Origin of the sequence: Hymenobacter sp. BRD128 (assembly GCF_013256625.1) — a bacterium.
In the GTDB taxonomy this organism is placed as follows: Bacteria; Bacteroidota; Bacteroidia; order Cytophagales; family Hymenobacteraceae; genus Hymenobacter.
In genome coordinates this window covers 3,664,125-3,680,150 of the sequence record NZ_CP053908.1, presented here as the reverse complement: position 1 = coordinate 3,680,150, position 16,026 = coordinate 3,664,125, and the positions used below count along the sequence as shown (strand labels likewise).

Here is a 16,026-nt window from a genome sequence, read left to right as displayed (position 1 = left end):
ACGTCATGCCCATCTGGCGTCCGCTTGTCGAAGCATCTCTGCCGCGCCGCTAGGGTCATTTGACGGAGCGATAGAGATGCTTCGACAAGCGGACGCCAGATGGGCATGACGTTCTTTTAAATGAGCATGACCAACTAAACAGCTTCAAACGACTAGATGGAACATTATGAATAAATTTACCCTAGCCCTCCTAGCCAGCTGCGCCGCCCTGGCCGCTCACGCCCAGGCGCCACCTGAACTGGTGAAAGTCACTGACTTGCTGAAAATTGAGCAGCTCAACAATGTGACGCTGACCCGTGACGGCCGGCGAGCGGTCTTCACGGTGCTGGCCGTGGTGCCCGACGAGAAAAGCAAGGCCGACTACAAAAACCTGAGTCAGCTTTACACCATCGGCACTGAGGCGGGCGCCGTGCCCCGGCAGCTCACCTTCAGTAAGGACGGCGCCACGCAGCCCGCCTGGAGCCCCGACGGCCGGCGGCTAGCCTTCGTGCGCACGGTGGAGGACAAGCCCCAGGTATTTGTGATGCCCACCGATGGCGGCGAGGCCCGGCAGCTCACGCATTTCAAGTATGGCGCTACGGCGCCCAAGTGGAGCCCCGACGGCCGGCAGGTGCTGTTCGGGGCGGCCATTCCGCTGCGCGATTTCGTGAAAGACTCGCTGCTGAACGCAAGTAAATTCCTACCCCTCTGGTCGTACGAGAAGCCGGGCTTTTCCAAGAACTCGCCGCTAGGGTCGGCGCGGCCCAATGCCGACGGCACCCTGGCCGAAGTGCGCGCCTACCTCGATAAAAACGAGGTGGACAAGAAAGCCAAGGTGCTCGATAACCTTGATTTTCAAGATGAACGCGATGTGTCGGCCGATAAAAGCCTGGCCCAGCTTTTCCTGATTGATGCCACCGCCCCGGCCGCGCAGCCGGTGGCTATTACCCACGGCTTCTACCGCTTCAGCCAGGCTGAGTTTACGCCCGACGGCCAGCACCTGCTGCTGCTGGCGGCCATCGACTCGGTGCGCCACCCCGACCGCGCCCAGGAAAACGCCGTTTTTCTGGCCGACCTGCAGGGCCGCCACCTGCGCCGCCTACTGGGGCAGGACAGCACGTCTTACGCTACGCCGGTGGTGTCGCCGTCGGGCCGGTGGCTAGCCTTCCAGCAGTCACCCACCGGGCGCGTGGCCGTGCCCAAGCTCCAGCTGATGCCGCTGGGAGGCGGACCGGTCATCAGCATTCCGCTCGACCGCAACCCGGCCGGCCTGGCCTGGAGCAGCGACAGCAAGTACTTGTATTTCACGGCCCAAGCCAACGGCGGCGTGCCGCTGTACCGGGTGAATATCGGCACCCGCAAGCCCGAAAAGCTGACCGCCGACGACACGGGCATCCTGAGCTTCGACGTGGCCCAGGGCCACGTGGTGTACGCCCAAACCGGCGTGCGCAACCCCTCCGACCTGTACGTGGCCGATGCCAGTTTGCGCCAGCCGCACCGCGCCGGCACCTTCAACGACTGGGTGAAAACCCGGCGCCTTTCCTTACCCGAGAAGCACACCTTCACCAATGACAAGGGCCTAGCCGTGGACTACTGGGTGATGAAGCCCACCGCCTACCAGGCCGGCCAGAAGTACCCGCTGCTGCTCGACATCCACGGCGGGCCGGCGGCCATGTGGGGGCCGGGCGAGGCCAGCATGTGGCACGAGTTTCAATACTTCGCCAGCCAGGGCTACGGCGTGGTGTATGGCAACCCGCGCGGCTCGGGCGGCTACGGCGAGCAGTTTTTGCGGGCCAATATCCGCGACTGGGGCACTGGCCCGAGCAGCGACGTGCTCACGGCCCTCGACAAAACCGTGGCCGAAGGCTGGGCCGACCCCAACAAGCTGGTTGTGAGCGGCGGCTCCTACGCCGGCTACCTCGTGGCCTGGATTGTGAGCCACGACCACCGCTTCCAGGCCGCCTGCTCGCAGCGCGGGGTGTATGACCTGGCCACGTTCTTCGGCGAAGGCAACGCCTGGCGCCTCGTGCCCAACTACTTCGGCGGCTACCCCTGGCAGCCGGCCGTGCGGGCACTGCTCACCCGCGAATCGCCCATCACCTACGTCGAAAATATCACGACGCCCTACATCCTTTTTCACGGTGAAAACGACCGCCGCACGGGCTTCGTGCAGGGCGAGATGCTGTTCCGCAGCCTCAAAGTGCTGGGCCGGCCGGTCGAATACGTGCGCCACCCCGGCGGCACCCACGAGCTCACCCGCTCGGGCGACAACCGCCAGCGCATCGACCAGATGCTGCGCACCTACGAGTTCTTCGAGCGCTACCTGCGCACCAAAGGCGTGGCCGCGCAGTAGCTTTTTTGTGTTTAATCCATTCAAATAAGAACGTCATGCTCATCTGGCGTCCGCTTGTCGAAGCATCTCTGCCACGCCGCTAGGTTCGCTATTTCAGCGGCGCGGGAGAGATGCTTCACTGCGTTCAGCATGACGCTCTATTAGATTTCTAATTCTCTCTTTTTTCCTCCCCCATGAACCCACGTTTCCCCACCCACGCGCTGGCGCTAGCCCTGCTCGGCGGTGCGCTGCTCGCCGGCTGCGGCCAGTCGCAACCCACCACTGCCACGGCCGCCACGACGCCCGGCACTACCATGCCGGCCAATTATTTCCCAGCCGAGGAAAGCGGCGTGAAAACCGGCGGCATCCAGGTCATTCCCATCACCACGCCTAAGGGCAAGTTCAACGTCTGGACCAAAAAATTTGGTAATAACCCAAAAATCAAGGTGTTGCTGCTCAACGGCGGACCGGGCGCCACGCACGAGTATTTTGAGTGCATGGAGAGCTTTCTGCCGCAGGAGGGCATCGAGTTTATCTACTACGACCAGCTAGGGTGCGGCAACTCCGACAACCCCCGCGACACCAGCATGTGGAGCCTGCCGCGCTACGTGGAGGAAGTGGAGCAGGTGCGCCAGGCGCTGAATCTGACCAAAGACAACTTCTACCTGCTGGGCCACAGCTGGGGCGGCATCCTGGCGGCCGAGTATGCTTTCAAGTACCAGAAAAATCTCAAAGGCCTAATTATCAGTAATATGATGATGAGTTGCCCGGCCTATGGGCGCTACGCCGACGAGGTGCTGGCCAAGCAGATGAAGCCCGAAGTGCTGAAGGAAATCCGGCAGATTGAGGCTAAAAAGGACTTTAGCAACCCGCGCTACATGGGCCTGCTGGAACCCAACTTCTATGCCGAGCACCTGTGCCGCATCGTGCCCAACCCCGAGCCGGTGCGCCGCTCGCTGGGCAAGCTCAACCAGTCGCTCTACGTGACGATGCAGGGGCCCAGCGAGTTCGGCATTTCAGGTAAGCTCACCACCTGGGACCGTACCAAGGACCTGCCGCAGCTTACCATTCCGGTGCTTAGCATCGGCGGCAAGTACGATACCATGGACCCCGCGCACATGGCCTGGATTGCCACCCAGGTCAAGCAAGGGGCCGCGCTTATCTGCCCTAAAGGCAGCCACATGAGCATGTATGACGACCAGCAAACCTACATGACCGGCTTCGTCAAGTTTTTAAAAGCGGTGGACGACGGCTCGTTTAAAGCCGGCACCAACCTGTAGGGCCGCTACTCAAACTCGACCGGCACTTCCACAACCTGCGCGGCCCGGCGCCCGGCGCTGATGCCGGGCACCCAGGCCGGGCCTGCCCTAAGCAGGCGAATAGCCTCGGCGTCATAATCGGGGCGCAGCTTGCGCACGGCTTCGGCCTGCTCAATCTTGCCATCGGCGCCGAGGTGCAGGCGCACCAGTACCCGGCCCGACCGCCGGGTGCCATCCGGGCTTTCGGGCTCAAAATCGGCCGCCCCTTTTTTTAAGTACTCGCGCAACGCTGCGTAGCCGCCGCTGGGCGTGGCCGGTAGCGCCGGCGGCGGGGGCATGGCGGCGCGCATCTTAGCCAGCGGCTCGCTCACGCGGGCCGGCGCGGCCATTGCCGTGGGCGCGGCCGGCGAAATCGTAGGTATCCCGGCCAGTGCAGCCGAGTCACGGGCAGGTGCAGCGGCCGAGGCCGGGCTAGCGGCAGCTACGGGCGCTGCAGCTGCCAAATGCCGGGCCGTGCGCCCAGCCGCTACCGCTGCAGTAGCGCGCGCCCGCCGCGCCGTGCCGCGCCGCGGTGAGGGTGCTACCGCCACAGGGGCTGGCCCGGCCGGCGCGGGTGCCGCAGCTGGCTCGACCGGCCGGGGTGAAGGAGCTGCCACCACTACTGGCGCGGGGGCGTGCTGCCGCTGCTGCCAGGCCCACCACCCACCCGCTACCAACCCGAGTAGCAGGGCGGCCGCGGCGGCCAGCTGCGGGGCTAGCCAGCGGTGGCGCCGGGGCAAGGCCACCTGCCGCGCCGGCGCGGCTTGCTGCTGCACGCGCTGCCGCAGCCGCTGCTGAAGCCGGGCCAGCGCCTGGTCGGTAGTGGTGGGTGGGGTTTGCAGCAGGCCTTCCAGGATGTCGGCGCAGCGGGGGCAGGCCAGCGTGTGGGCCTCTACGCGGTGCTGGGCGGCCGGGGCTAGGGTGCCCGCCGCGTACTGGCGCAGCAGCGCCACCGGCAGGTGTGAGCCGGCCGGGGCAGTAGCGTTCAGCAGCGGGTTGGTGGGCAGCATTTAGCGGAATTAAAAGGTATGAATGATGAGTTGGGTGAGGAGGGATACAAAAAAAGCAGAGGCGAGCGGATAGAATCGGAGCGAAAGCCAATGCTTCATTCCTCATTCCGTATTCTTACTTCCTTGCTCAACGTGCGCTTGAGCATGCGGCGGCCGTTTTGCAGGTGGCTTTTCACGAGGTTGAGCGCTAGCCCGGTGAGGGTAACTATTTCCTGATACGATTTTTCTTCCAAGTAAAATAACTCGAGGCAGCGGCGCTGCTCAGTGGGCAGTTGGCCGAGGGCTGCTTCTAGGGCTTGCAGGTCGGCTTCGTGCTGGCTAGCCTCTTCGGCTTCGGCGCCGGCATCGGGCAGATGCCGGGCGGCGGCATTTTCCACATCAGCAGCCTCGGGCAGCAGCACCAGCGGGCCGCCGCTAGCCGTGCCGCGCTGCCGGGCGCGCAGCTCCATGAGGCAAAAATTGCGGGCCGTGGTGTAGAGCCAGGCCCCGAAGTTATCGGGCGCGTGGGTGCGCAGCTTCACCACCAGCTGCTCGAAAAGCTGCATGGCGGCGTCCTGGGCGTCCTCATCGGGCGGGGCCAGGTAGCGGCGGCACACCGCAAATACCTCGGGCAGGTGCCGCTCGTAGAGCAGGCCCAGCGCGGCCACGTCGCCCCCTTGGCGGTAGCGAGCCAGCACCTCCTGGTCGGAAAGGGCAGCGGCGGGAACAGGCGAGGCGCGGCGACGAAACAACACGGCAGCAAAATACGCCCGCCCGGCCCGAATACTCCACAAAAAAGCCCGCGCCGGAGGCGCGGGCTTTTAGCAGGTCTGGCTAGGCTTACTTATGAGCGGCTGCTTTCATGTTAGCCTTGGTTTGGTGGGCCGACTTGGCGGCGGCATCGCCCATGGCGTCCATTTTTTGACCAGCAGCTTCCATTTTAGCGCCCAGCTTGGCACCGGCTTCGTCCAGCTTAGTACCAATTTTCTCGCCGGCGGCGTTGGCCTTTTCACCCGCGCGCTCGGCGGCGGCGCCCATTTTGGCTCCTGCCTCGTCAATGTTAGGAGTGGTTACCTCGGTAGTAGTGGAGGTAGTGCCATCGGCGTTGGTGGTTTTGGTGGTGTCGGCCGAGCAGGCGGTGAAGCTCAGGGCTACGGCAGCGGCAAACCAGGTTTTCAGCGAAGTAGTCATGATGGTAAAAAAGAGAGTGAGAAAACAACGAGCCTTGAGGCGGCTGGGTAAGAAAACGTAATCCTGCCTGGTTGGGTGGCAGTTATTTAGTCTGGCCCTGGCTGGTAGCCGCGTCGGTAGCCGGGCTGCCTCCCGCCGTGGCATCCGAGGCTTTGGTGCTGGCGCTGTCCATTTGCACGCCGGCCTGGTCTTGGGCCACTTGGTTGTGGGCGCCCGTCGTATCGGCCGCGGCGGCCGCGTTGCTGGTCGTCGAGTCAGTGGTGGTCGTTTTATCGTTGGGGGTGCAGGCAGCCGCGCTGGCGGCCAGGGCCACGACGGCGGCCAGCCGCGTCAGGGAAGTTAATTTCATAAGTAGGCAGTAGTTGGGAAGTGAGGAACGCGTGCCGGTTAATCGGCTAGCTGCTAAAAGGTAACCTCTCGGTTCTGCTAGCCCGCGCCAACCGGGTAACTAACTTTTTAGGCCCGGCCTGAGTATAGCCAGCTAATCTATTCTTTCCCTCGCTCATGGACTCCACTGCTTCGACCCCGCACACCCCACCCACGCCCGAAATTCAACTGCACGTCAGCGACGAGCAAAGCACGGCCTTGCTCACCGATACGCTCAACCTGCTCGGCCAGGGCCTGCCCAATGCCGACGGCGCCACCGGCCTGCACGAGCTAGAGCGCTGGGAAACGGTACTGGCCGCCAGCGACCGCCCCGGCCTGGCCAAGATAAAGCAGGAGGTCAGCCTGTTGCGCCGCATGCTGTCTTCCAGCGACACCCAAAGCCACGAGGTGGCCGAGGTGCTGGCCAGCCTCGGCGCCGAAGCCAGCAAGGTGGCCGACGAGTCGGGCTCCGGCTATTCCGACGCCCTGCACAACCTAAGCAAGCTGCTGATTAAAGCCAGCAACCTGCTCTCGCGCTAGGCGTTGCTTTTCAAGCACACTGGCTGCGTTGGCCCTCGGCATCGTTCGGGGCCAAGGCAGCCAGTGTGCGTTTCGGGGCCGGCTGGCCGACCTTTGCAGCCGCAAGTTGCCTCGCTTATGATTACCCTCTACGACCCCTTTGAGGGGATGCAATTCGGCCCCGGCCGCTGTTTTCTCACCGGCCAGCCCGTGGGGCCCGCTGATACCATTCCGGTGTTTGCTGGCTGGCTGCAAGCCACTTACGGCCTGGCCGAGCGCCCGCTCTACCTGCTCGACCAGAGCCAGACTACCTACGCGGCGCTGCGCCTGCCGCTAGCTCCAGCGCTGCGCCCGCGCCTCGACGCGCTGGAGGCTGAAATTCAAGAAGCTAGCCAGGGTGGCCCAGCCGCGCTGCGTGCCCTGCCGCCCGCCCGGCTGTGGCAGTGGCTGGCCAAAATGTTCTACGGCATCTTCGTCACCGAGCTGTTGCAGCAGCAGGCGCCGCTCATCAAGCCGCAGTACCCATTGGCCGAGAATGCGCAGCTGGTGCAGCGGTTCCGGGCATTTTTTCAGCTCCTGCAGGGCCTGCGCGTGCCCACCGACTACGCCGACTTTGTGCCCGGCTCGGTGTTTGTGCTCGAAGCTGATGACGCTTACGATGCACCAGCTTTTGAGCTGGATGATGACCTGAACACCTTGGTTTTCAGTGTAAAGCTGGGGCAGGCCGTTATCGTGGCTACGCTGGTTGATATTGGTCTCATCAGCCAGGCCATGCGCCAGGTGGCGGCCGATGCCCAGCGCCCGCTGCACCCGGCGCAAATAGCGGAGTTTAAGGCGCGGGCCTACTACGCCGCTTATTTATTAGCGGTGGTGCCCGACATCTACCTGCGCCGTCCTACGCCCGCCGACGCGCCCGGCGCCGAGCTGGTGCTCGATGCGCTGGTCGACGACGTGACCTCGGCCATCTTCAACCCCTGGGATAACCTCGGCTACGGCCACACCCTCACGGGCCTATGGCCGCGCTGGGGCCTCACCGAAGCCCAGATTCTGGCTAATCCCTTCCAGCCCCTAAGCCTGCTTTACGACGCGGCCGGCCAGCCACAGTCCGCCGCCGAGGCCGCTGAGCAGCTCGCCGTGCGCACGTATCAACCTAAAGCGCACCGATAAGCAAGCTCGACCGAACGGCTAGCCCAGTTGGCTCGTATGCCAAGCCCCGGCCCCGCTTTCAGGCCGGGGTTTTCAGTTCCTTTTCCACTCCTTTATGCATTCTGCTCTTTTCCCAATTGGGGCCGCCACTGTGGCTAGCCTGCTGCTGGCTGGCTGCACCTCCGGCACCACTGCCGACAAGCCGCGCGGCACCATGCCCGCCGACTCGACCGCCGCCCACGTGCCGGCCCCCGCGCCGGCGGGTTCGCCGCTCACCATCGTGGCTGAGTTTACCGACCCGCAGGTGACGGGGGTGGCGGTGGCGCCGGGCGGCAAGGTATTCGCCTTTTCGCCGCGCTGGGACTTCAACCCCACCTACCCCGTGGCCGTGGTGGGGCCTAGCAATACCCTCACGCCGTATCCCGACGCCGGCTGGTGCATGTGGAACGACTCGGTGAAGGCCGAGCCGCTCAAGCACTGGATTTGCCCGCAGGCTGGCTACGTCGATAAGAAAGGCATGCTCTGGATAATCGACCCCGCCGCGCCCGGCCTCAAGTTCACGGTGCCCGGCGGCGTAAAGCTGGTCAAAACCGACCCCAAAACCAATAAGGTAGTGCAGGTTATCCCTTTTCCCGAGAGCGTGGCCCCGCGCCACTCGTATCTCAACGATGTGCGCATCGACCTGCAAAACAACTACGCCTACCTCACCGACTCGGGTACCGGCGCGCTGGTAGTGGTCGATTTGAAAACGACCAAGTCACGCCAGTTGCTAGCCAAGCAGCCCTCGACACTGCCCGACAAAAACTTCATTACAAAGGCTCAAGGCAAGGCGCTCTACGACCCGATGGGCAAGCCCGGCCAGTTTAAAGCAGATGGCATTGCGCTGAGCACCGACAACCAGTACCTCTACTATCGGGCTTTGTCGGGCCACTCGCTCTACCGCATTAAAACCGCCGTGCTGCGTAATGCTGCCCTGAGCCCGGCGCAGGTGCAAGCCACCGTGGAAAAGCTACCGGATGCCCCCGCCTGCGACGGCATGGAGCTCGATAGCAAAAACAACCTCTACCTCACCAATTTCGAAGAAGGCGCCATTTTGCGCCGCACGCCCGCCGGCAAAATCGAAACCGTAGTAAAGGAAACTCGTCTCGAATGGCCCGATACCTTCGCCTGGGACCCCGACGGCAACAACATTTATTTTACCACCTCCGCTATCCACAAAATGCCCAACTGGAACAAAGGCGTGGGCCAGCCACGTGAGCCGTTCCGCATCTATAAGATGGCGCTGGCAAAATAGATTTCCGGCTGGTGTTTAGTGCTGCCCCTGGCCAAGAACAGGTCGCGTCGGCTAGCCTGTACGGGGGCAGCGCGCCGTAGCCTAGCCAGGGAGGTAGTGCGCGCCCGGCTGGTATAGAGTACGGAGTCAGTCGACGTGGTGGGTGCAACTAGTTGAACCTTAACGTTTTTTGTGCAAATGTCGATTTTTTCGCGCACGTGCGTAAGAATATCCATGCAGTGGTGGTGCCGTCGGTTCATGGTATCGTGCACCGTATAAACGCCGTCCAGCTGCGGCGAAATCCCGCTCACCATCACTTGGTCGCCGTACTGAAAATCGCCGCCCCAGCGCGCCAGCAAGTCGCGCGAGAGCGCCATCCAACGCGTTTTACTAGTATAGCGCGGCTTGATAGTAGAGTTGTCGGCCGTCACAAACGGCTCCTCATCAGTCTGCCCAATCACCGGTTGGTAGGCAGTAGCCGTAACGGTATAAACCAGCGTCTTAGCAGCTTCCTTTTTTTTGGCGGTGCGCATAGCCGGCCGGGAGCTTCGGCTTTTCCCTTCGGTAGCCAAGAAAATGGTCATGCTGGCCGTAGGTTGGCTAGGGGTAGCAGCAGGGTGGTGAGCTACGCTCAGCGTTGCCGCCGCCAGCAATAGGTTGGTTAGTAGTTTGGCATTCTCCATCAGGTAATGGATAAGTTGGCCGCCGCTTAAGCCCGGCGTATTGGGCAGTCGCTGCCGCTAGGGCAGAAAGCCATTAACAGTAAATGAGATGCAATGGTTGTCGGCAAAACTGATTGTCCTATACTACAGGACGCTCAGCGCTGCATAGGGCGAGTGTGACTAAGAAAATTCTATAAATTACTGGCCGAGCCGTGTTAAACGGTAGCTGATAACATTATGGTTTGTTGTAGTGAAGCACTTGGAAAATCGATTTAAAACCAGCGGCTCCCCTTAAGCTATGCTAGGTATTTACCTTAAATTAGCCACCCGCAAGAGAGGAAATGATGCTTCTCTCTCAGACAAGTAATTGGTTATTAGTTTAATTTGTGTAATCGAATGTGAGTTTTTTGCTTAGCGGCAATTACTTTACTTTTGTGCTTAGTTAGCCTGTCTCTTTCAAATTCCCGTCATGGATACGTACTCCTATATCGCCAACGCCGACGCGGCGGCCATCGAAACGCTGTATCAGGCGTATCAGAATAACCCCGAATCGGTCGATTTTGGCTGGCGTAAGTTCTTTGAGGGATTTGACTTTTCGCAGCAGTTCCCCGAAGGCGCGCCCGTGGTGCCCGGCGCCAAAGGTGCCACTAACGGTGCGGCTGCCACCAACGGCAGCGCCCCCAGAACCGCCGCTAGCCCCGCGCCTGGCCCCGTGCCCCAGCCCGACGACTACGGTGTGCTGAATACTGAAGCCTCGACCAACAACGCGCCGGGCCTAGCCCAGGGCGCCGTGGCCGGCGACAAGGAAACGGCCGTGCGCAACCTCATTCAGGCGTTTCGTAGCCGCGGCCACCTGCGCGCCAAAACCAACCCCGTGCGCGAGCGCAAAGACCGCCAGGCCCGCCTCAATCTGGCCGATTTTGGCCTGAGCGACAGCGACCTGGATATTAAGTTTCGCCAGGGTGAGGACCTGGGCCTGGGCCAGGGCGCCACGCTGCGCGAGATAGTGGCGGCGCTCACGAGCATTTATGCTGGCACGGTGGGCTTCGAGTACACCTACATCCGCGACCCAAAAGTGCTCGACTGGTTTCAGCAGAAAGCCGAGCACGGTGCGCTAGCCTTCAACCCCGATGTGGAGTACAAGAAGCGCATTCTCAAGAAGCTGAACGAGGCGGTGGTATTTGAGAACTTCTTGCATACCAAGTTCTTGGGCCAGAAGCGCTTCTCGCTGGAAGGCGGCGAAACGACTATTCCTGCCCTCGACGCTATCATCAACCGCGCTGCCGAATTGGGGGTGAAGGAAATGATGATTGGCATGGCCCACCGTGGCCGCCTCAATGTGCTGGCTAATATCATGGGCAAGACCTATGAGCAGATTTTCAGCGAGTTTGAAGGCACGGCTACCCCTGACCTCACTATGGGCGACGGCGACGTGAAGTACCACATGGGCTACTCGTCGGAAGTGACGGCTACTAACGGTGAGAAAGTAAACCTGAAGCTAGCCCCAAACCCCTCGCACCTGGAGGCCGTGAACCCGGTAGTGGAAGGCTTCGTGCGGGCCAAGATTGAGCACCAGTACGGCGGCGACTACCACCAGATTTTGCCCATTCTCATCCACGGCGACGCGGCCCTGGCGGGCCAGGGCATCGGCTACGAGGTGACGCAGATGTCGCAGCTCGAAGGCTACAAGACGGGCGGCACGATTCACTTCGTGATTAACAACCAAGTGGGCTTTACCACTGATTTTGAAGATGCCCGCTCGTCGATTTACTCGACTGACCTAGCTAAGATTATCGACGCGCCGGTAATTCACGTGAACGGCGACGACCCGGAGGCGGTGGTATTTGCGGTGCGGCTAGCCACGGAGTACCGGCAGCAGTTCCACGCCGATATTTTTATCGACATGGTATGCTACCGCCGCCACGGCCACAACGAGTCGGACGAGCCCAAGTTCACGCAGCCCACGCTCTACAACGTCATCTCGAAGCACCCCAACCCGCGCGAGGTCTACAACGCCACGCTCGTGAAGCGCGGCGACGTAGATGCCGAGCTAGCCAACCAGATGGACCGCGAATTCCGCGACACCCTGCAGGCCCGCCTCGACCAAGTGAAGCAGCAGCCGCTGCCTTATAAGTACCAGGCGCTGGAAAACGAGTGGCGTACCCTGCGCCGCTCGACCAACGAAGACTTTGAGCAGTCGCCCGAAACCGGCATTTCGGCCGAAACGGTGGAGCGCGTGGCGAAGGCACTGACGACCATTCCCGACAATTTCCGGCCCATTAAGCAGATTGATAATTTGCTGAAGGAGCGCCGCAAAATGTTCTATGAAACGCGCGTGCTCAACTGGGCGGCGGGCGAACTGCTGGCCTACGGCTCGTTGATGAGCGAAAACCACACGGTGCGCGTGAGCGGCCAGGATGTGCAGCGCGGCACCTTCTCGCACCGCCACGCGGTGCTGCACGACGCCGAAACGTCGGCGCCCTACAACTCGCTCAACCATCTGGAAGGCGAGCATCAGCAGTTAAACATTTACAACTCACTGCTGAGCGAGTACGCGGTGCTAGGCTTCGAATTTGGCTACGCCATGGCCAACCCCACGGCGCTGGTGATTTGGGAGGCGCAGTTTGGCGACTTTGCCAACGGCGCGCAGACCATGATTGACCAGTTTGTGGTGAGCAGCGAGAGTAAGTGGCAGCGCATGAATGGCATCGTGATGCAGCTGCCCCACGGCTACGAAGGCCAGGGTCCCGAGCACTCCAACGCCCGCCCCGAGCGCTTTTTGCAGCTAGCCGCCGAAAACAACATCGTGGTGGCCAACATCACGACGCCGGCCAACTTCTTCCACGCCCTGCGCCGGCAGCTGACGTGGAGCTTCCGCAAGCCACTGGTGGTGATGTCGCCCAAGTCGATGCTGCGCAACCCGCTGGCCGTGTCGCCCATTGAAGACTTCACGAGCGGGCGCTTTCAGGAGGTGCTCGGCGATGGCTTTGCTGATGCCAAGAAGGTGAAGCGCGTGCTGCTGTGCTCGGGCAAGGTCTACTACGACCTGCTCGATGAGCAGCAGCAGTCGGACCGCAAAGACGTGGCCATCGTGCGCCTCGAGCAGCTGCACCCCTTCCCCAAAAAGCAGCTCGACGTGGAGCTAGCCAAGTACCCCAAGGCCAAGGTATACTGGGTACAGGAAGAGCCCGAAAACATGGGCTACTGGAACTACCTGCTGCGCTTTATGCGCCGCGACCTCGAAGACGTGGTGGCGCGCAAGCCCTCGGCCTCGCCCGCCACGGGCTACAACAAAGTGCACGTGAAGGAGCAGAAGGAAATCGTAGCCCGCGCCTTCGACAAGCCCCGCGAAGCCGTGGCCGACGAGCAGATTAAGGAAACCAACGCCGTCGCTAAGACGCTCGACTAGCCCTTTCCTGCGTAGTATAAGCAGCAGCCGGTGGCAGCAAACTGCCCCTGGCTGCTATTTTCCCTTCTTTATGGCCAGCAGCCGGCTGCTCCGTGCGTAGCGCTTTTTCTTTGCCTTTAATACCCTCTGCCATCCTCCCATGCCCACCGAAATTAAAATTCCCGCCGTCGGCGAATCCATCACCGAAGTCACGATTGCCAAGTGGCTGAAAAAAGACGGCGAGGCCGTGAAGCGCGACGAGGTAATCGCCGAGCTGGAATCAGACAAGGCTACCTTCGAGCTGCCCGCCGAGGCCGATGGCATCCTTAAAATACTGGTGGCAGAAGGCGAAACCATTGGCATTGGCACGGCTATCGCGCAGCTCGACGGCGCGGGTGCGGGCAACGGTCAGGCCGCCCCGGCGCCTACCGCTAGCCCCGCCGCTGCCTCCGCCGACCCGGTTTCGCAAGGTGAACAAAACCCGCAGGCCAGCGACCAGAGCGGCTACGGCGGCACGCCCGCCGACCGCCCCGACAGCGACCCGGCCACGCCCGGCGCACCCACCCCAGCCGCCGCTAGCCCCGCTGCGAACGGTGGGGGAGCGGTCGAAATGAAAATTCCCGCCGTAGGTGAGTCTATCACCGAAGTGACGGTGGCCAAGTGGCTGAAGCCCGATGGTGCCCAGGTGAGCCGCGACGAGGTTATTGCCGAGCTGGAGTCAGACAAAGCTACCTTTGAGTTGCCCGCCGAAGGCAGCGGTACGCTGCGCCACGCCGTGAAGGAAGGCGAAACCATCGGTATCGGCGCGCTTATCGCCCGCATTGAGGGTGGTAGCGGCGCTGCCGCTGCGCCGGCACCGGCGGCTAGCGCGCCGGCCGCAACGGTGCCGGCTGCCGCACCGCAGCCGGCTGGCAGCGGGGCTAGTACCTACGCTACCGGTGTGCCCTCGCCGGCTGCTGGTAAAATCCTGGGTGAGAAAGGCATTAACCCCGCCGACGTAGCCGGCTCGGGCCGCGATGGCCGTATTACTAAGGAAGACGCCCAGAATGCCCAGGCCAAGCCCGCCGCCCCTGCTCCGCAAGCCGCCCCGGCCGCCGCTAGCCCTGCCGCGCCAGCAGCCCCGGCCGGCGAGCGCGGCCAGCGCCGCGAGCGCATGAGCAATCTGCGCAAGACCGTAGCCCGCCGCCTGGTAGCGGTGAAGAATGAAACGGCCATGCTCACCACCTTCAACGAGGTGAATATGCAGCCTATCATGGACCTGCGCACCAAGTTCAAGGACAAGTTTAAGGAGAAAAACGGCGTGAACCTGGGCTTTATGTCCTTCTTTACCAAGGCCGTGTGCGTGGCCCTGCAGGAGTGGCCGGCCGTGAACGCCTACATCGACGGCGACAGCATCGTGTACTCTGATTTCTGCGACATCAGCATTGCCGTATCGGCCCCCAAAGGCCTCGTGGTACCGGTTATCCGCAATGCTGAGAAGCTGAGCTTCGACGGCATCGAGAAAGAAGTGGTGCGCCTGGCCGGGCTAGCCCGCGACAATAAGCTCACCATCGAGCAGATGACGGGCGGCACATTCACCATTACCAACGGCGGTATTTTCGGCTCGATGCTGAGCACGCCCATTATCAACGCCCCACAGTCGGCCATTCTGGGCATGCACAACATCATTCAGCGTCCCATCGCCGAAAACGGTCAGGTGGTTATCCGCCCCATGATGTACTTGGCCCTGAGCTACGACCACCGCCTCATCGACGGCCGCGAGTCGGTGTCGTTCCTGGTGCGGGTAAAGGAACTCCTCGAAGACCCCACGCGCCTGCTGCTTGGTGTTTAGAAAGTATTAAATGGTATTTTGAAAAGGCTACCCCTTATGAGGGGTAGCCTTTTTTTATAAACCTTGCTTTTTTAAAAAATTGACTATCAGTGTAAAATATGCTGAAATATTGTTCAAGTAAACATTTTCTTACTAAAAATTATGTTTGTTAAGTAGTAGCTTTGGGAGATTGCTCGCCTGAAAATTTGTGCTGTATGAGCCGTTTCATCTCCCCGAACTGTCATTCGTGCCCTAGTCGCCAAAGCCCGCTGCTAGGGTCTTGCCTGCTGGAAGAGCTGGAATTTATCGCCACTACCAAGTCGGCGCAGTTCTACCACAAGGGCCAGACAATTTACCAGCAGGGCAGCCAGGCGCTGGGAATGCACTGCATTCACCAGGGTAAGGTGAAGCTGGCCAAGGTGGGTGGCGACGGAAAGGAGCATATTACGCGCCTGGCGCGCCACGGCGATGTGCTGGGCTTTCGGGCGCTGCTGGGCGGCGGGCACTATACCAGCTCGGCCGTGGCCCTCGACGACTGCGTGGTATGTTTTATTCCGCGGCCTGATGTGCTGCGCCTCATTCAGTCCAACCGGCAGTTTGCCAACACCTTATTGCAACTGCTGGCCACTGGCCTGGGCGAAGCCGAAGAGCAGCTGCTGCGCCTGGCCTACAAGCCCGTGCGCGAGCGCTTGGCCGAGGCCCTGCTGCTGGTGCGCCGCACCTTCGACTCGGCCGCCGTGCCGGGCGAGCCCTATACGCTGGCCCTCTCGCGCGAGGACCTGGCTGCTCTGGTGGGCACGGCCAAGGAAACCGTGAGCCGCCTGCTCACCGAGTACAAAGACGCGGGTATCGTGGCCACGCGCGGCAGCCTGATAAGGCTACTCGATGAGGCGCAGCTGCAAGCCATCTCTACGCGCTATGACTGAGGCTGGCCATGCCTCCCAGTGGCCAGCAGCCAGCGCCTGTGCAGTAGCTCCGGGCGCTGGCTTTTTTGTGCTCTTCCCATAATGAGATAGCAAGGGCGATACCCTGGCCAAAGTGAGACGACGAAATATGCTTATTAAAAAAATATT

Annotated in this window: 13 protein-coding genes; 8 read left to right on the top strand and 5 right to left on the bottom strand. The window is 61.7% G+C overall.

The annotated features are described in order from the left end of the window. The first annotated feature begins 166 nt into the window (after window positions 1-166). Window positions 167-2,332 carry a S9 family peptidase gene (locus GKZ68_RS16330; RefSeq protein WP_173116637.1) on the top strand — a complete coding sequence of 722 codons (2,166 nt, stop codon included), beginning with the start codon at window positions 167-169 and terminating at the stop codon, window positions 2,330-2,332. Window positions 2,333-2,625: 293 nt separating this feature from the next. Then, entirely contained in the window at window positions 2,626-3,591 is a 966-nt protein-coding gene (locus tag GKZ68_RS16325) for a proline iminopeptidase-family hydrolase (protein WP_217275392.1), read from the top strand. Window positions 3,592-3,596: 5 nt separating this feature from the next. On the opposite strand, the gene GKZ68_RS16320 is transcribed toward GKZ68_RS16325, so the two are convergent. The 4 genes from GKZ68_RS16320 to GKZ68_RS16305 form a co-directional block, all read right to left on the bottom strand. Continuing rightward, the gene (locus tag GKZ68_RS16320; protein ID WP_173116633.1) at window positions 3,597-4,619 is read right to left on the bottom strand and encodes an energy transducer TonB; all 1,023 of its coding nucleotides are present in this window, start codon (window positions 4,617-4,619) and stop codon (window positions 3,597-3,599) included. A gap of 95 nt (window positions 4,620-4,714) precedes the next feature. Further along, window positions 4,715-5,353: an RNA polymerase sigma factor gene (locus GKZ68_RS16315; protein WP_173116631.1), complete on the bottom strand. Its 639-nt coding sequence runs from the start codon at window positions 5,351-5,353 to the stop codon at window positions 4,715-4,717. Window positions 5,354-5,438: 85 nt separating this feature from the next. Further along, the gene (locus GKZ68_RS16310) at window positions 5,439-5,789 is read right to left on the bottom strand and encodes a hypothetical protein (protein WP_173116629.1); all 351 of its coding nucleotides are present in this window, start codon (window positions 5,787-5,789) and stop codon (window positions 5,439-5,441) included. An 82-nt stretch (window positions 5,790-5,871) separates the two neighbouring features. Continuing rightward, window positions 5,872-6,138, bottom strand: coding sequence for a hypothetical protein (locus GKZ68_RS16305; RefSeq protein WP_173116627.1), 267 nt, complete (start codon window positions 6,136-6,138; stop codon window positions 5,872-5,874). Window positions 6,139-6,293: 155 nt separating this feature from the next. Between GKZ68_RS16305 and GKZ68_RS16300 the strand changes: the two genes are divergently transcribed. The 3 genes from GKZ68_RS16300 (at window position 6,294) to GKZ68_RS16290 (ending at window position 9,114) form a co-directional block, all read left to right on the top strand. Next, the gene (locus tag GKZ68_RS16300) at window positions 6,294-6,695 is read left to right on the top strand and encodes a hypothetical protein (protein ID WP_173116625.1); all 402 of its coding nucleotides are present in this window, start codon (window positions 6,294-6,296) and stop codon (window positions 6,693-6,695) included. Window positions 6,696-6,812: 117 nt separating this feature from the next. Further along, on the top strand, window positions 6,813-7,841 hold the full coding sequence (locus GKZ68_RS16295; protein WP_173116623.1) for a hypothetical protein: 1,029 nt from the start codon (window positions 6,813-6,815) through the stop codon (window positions 7,839-7,841). Window positions 7,842-7,935: 94 nt separating this feature from the next. Beyond that, window positions 7,936-9,114, top strand: a complete 1,179-nt coding sequence (locus GKZ68_RS16290) for an SMP-30/gluconolactonase/LRE family protein (RefSeq protein WP_173116621.1) — start codon at window positions 7,936-7,938, stop codon at window positions 9,112-9,114. On the opposite strand, the gene GKZ68_RS16285 is transcribed toward GKZ68_RS16290, so the two are convergent. After that, window positions 9,090-9,776, bottom strand: a complete 687-nt coding sequence (locus GKZ68_RS16285; protein ID WP_173116619.1) for a hypothetical protein — start codon at window positions 9,774-9,776, stop codon at window positions 9,090-9,092. The two genes, GKZ68_RS16290 and GKZ68_RS16285, sit on opposite strands and share 25 nt — an antisense overlap. A 448-nt stretch (window positions 9,777-10,224) precedes the next feature. On the opposite strand from GKZ68_RS16285, the gene GKZ68_RS16280 reads away from it, so the two are divergent. From GKZ68_RS16280 to GKZ68_RS16270, 3 genes are all read left to right on the top strand, one after another. After that, the gene (locus tag GKZ68_RS16280; protein ID WP_173116617.1) at window positions 10,225-13,164 is read left to right on the top strand and encodes a 2-oxoglutarate dehydrogenase E1 component; all 2,940 of its coding nucleotides are present in this window, start codon (window positions 10,225-10,227) and stop codon (window positions 13,162-13,164) included. A gap of 139 nt (window positions 13,165-13,303) precedes the next feature. Further along, window positions 13,304-14,974, top strand: a complete 1,671-nt coding sequence (odhB, locus tag GKZ68_RS16275; protein WP_173116615.1) for a 2-oxoglutarate dehydrogenase complex dihydrolipoyllysine-residue succinyltransferase — start codon at window positions 13,304-13,306, stop codon at window positions 14,972-14,974. 194 nt (window positions 14,975-15,168) lie between these two features. Further along, window positions 15,169-15,879: a Crp/Fnr family transcriptional regulator gene (locus GKZ68_RS16270; protein WP_173116613.1), complete on the top strand. Its 711-nt coding sequence runs from the start codon at window positions 15,169-15,171 to the stop codon at window positions 15,877-15,879. The last annotated feature ends 147 nt before the right edge of the window (window positions 15,880-16,026 follow it).

Coding starts and splice junctions, on each gene's coding strand:
- GKZ68_RS16295 (WP_173116623.1), top strand. CDS start 6,813: ATGATTACCCTCTACGACCCCTTTGAGGGGATGCAATTCGGCCCCGGC.
- GKZ68_RS16310 (WP_173116629.1), bottom strand. CDS start 5,789: ATGACTACTTCGCTGAAAACCTGGTTTGCCGCTGCCGTAGCCCTGAGC.
- GKZ68_RS16330 (WP_173116637.1), top strand. CDS start 167: ATGAATAAATTTACCCTAGCCCTCCTAGCCAGCTGCGCCGCCCTGGCC.
- GKZ68_RS16290 (WP_173116621.1), top strand. CDS start 7,936: ATGCATTCTGCTCTTTTCCCAATTGGGGCCGCCACTGTGGCTAGCCTG.
- GKZ68_RS16325 (WP_217275392.1), top strand. CDS start 2,626: ATGCCGGCCAATTATTTCCCAGCCGAGGAAAGCGGCGTGAAAACCGGC.
- GKZ68_RS16270 (WP_173116613.1), top strand. CDS start 15,169: ATGAGCCGTTTCATCTCCCCGAACTGTCATTCGTGCCCTAGTCGCCAA.
- GKZ68_RS16320 (WP_173116633.1), bottom strand. CDS start 4,619: ATGCTGCCCACCAACCCGCTGCTGAACGCTACTGCCCCGGCCGGCTCA.
- GKZ68_RS16305 (WP_173116627.1), bottom strand. CDS start 6,138: ATGAAATTAACTTCCCTGACGCGGCTGGCCGCCGTCGTGGCCCTGGCC.
- GKZ68_RS16300 (WP_173116625.1), top strand. CDS start 6,294: ATGGACTCCACTGCTTCGACCCCGCACACCCCACCCACGCCCGAAATT.
- GKZ68_RS16285 (WP_173116619.1), bottom strand. CDS start 9,776: ATGGAGAATGCCAAACTACTAACCAACCTATTGCTGGCGGCGGCAACG.
- odhB (WP_173116615.1), top strand. CDS start 13,304: ATGCCCACCGAAATTAAAATTCCCGCCGTCGGCGAATCCATCACCGAA.
- GKZ68_RS16280 (WP_173116617.1), top strand. CDS start 10,225: ATGGATACGTACTCCTATATCGCCAACGCCGACGCGGCGGCCATCGAA.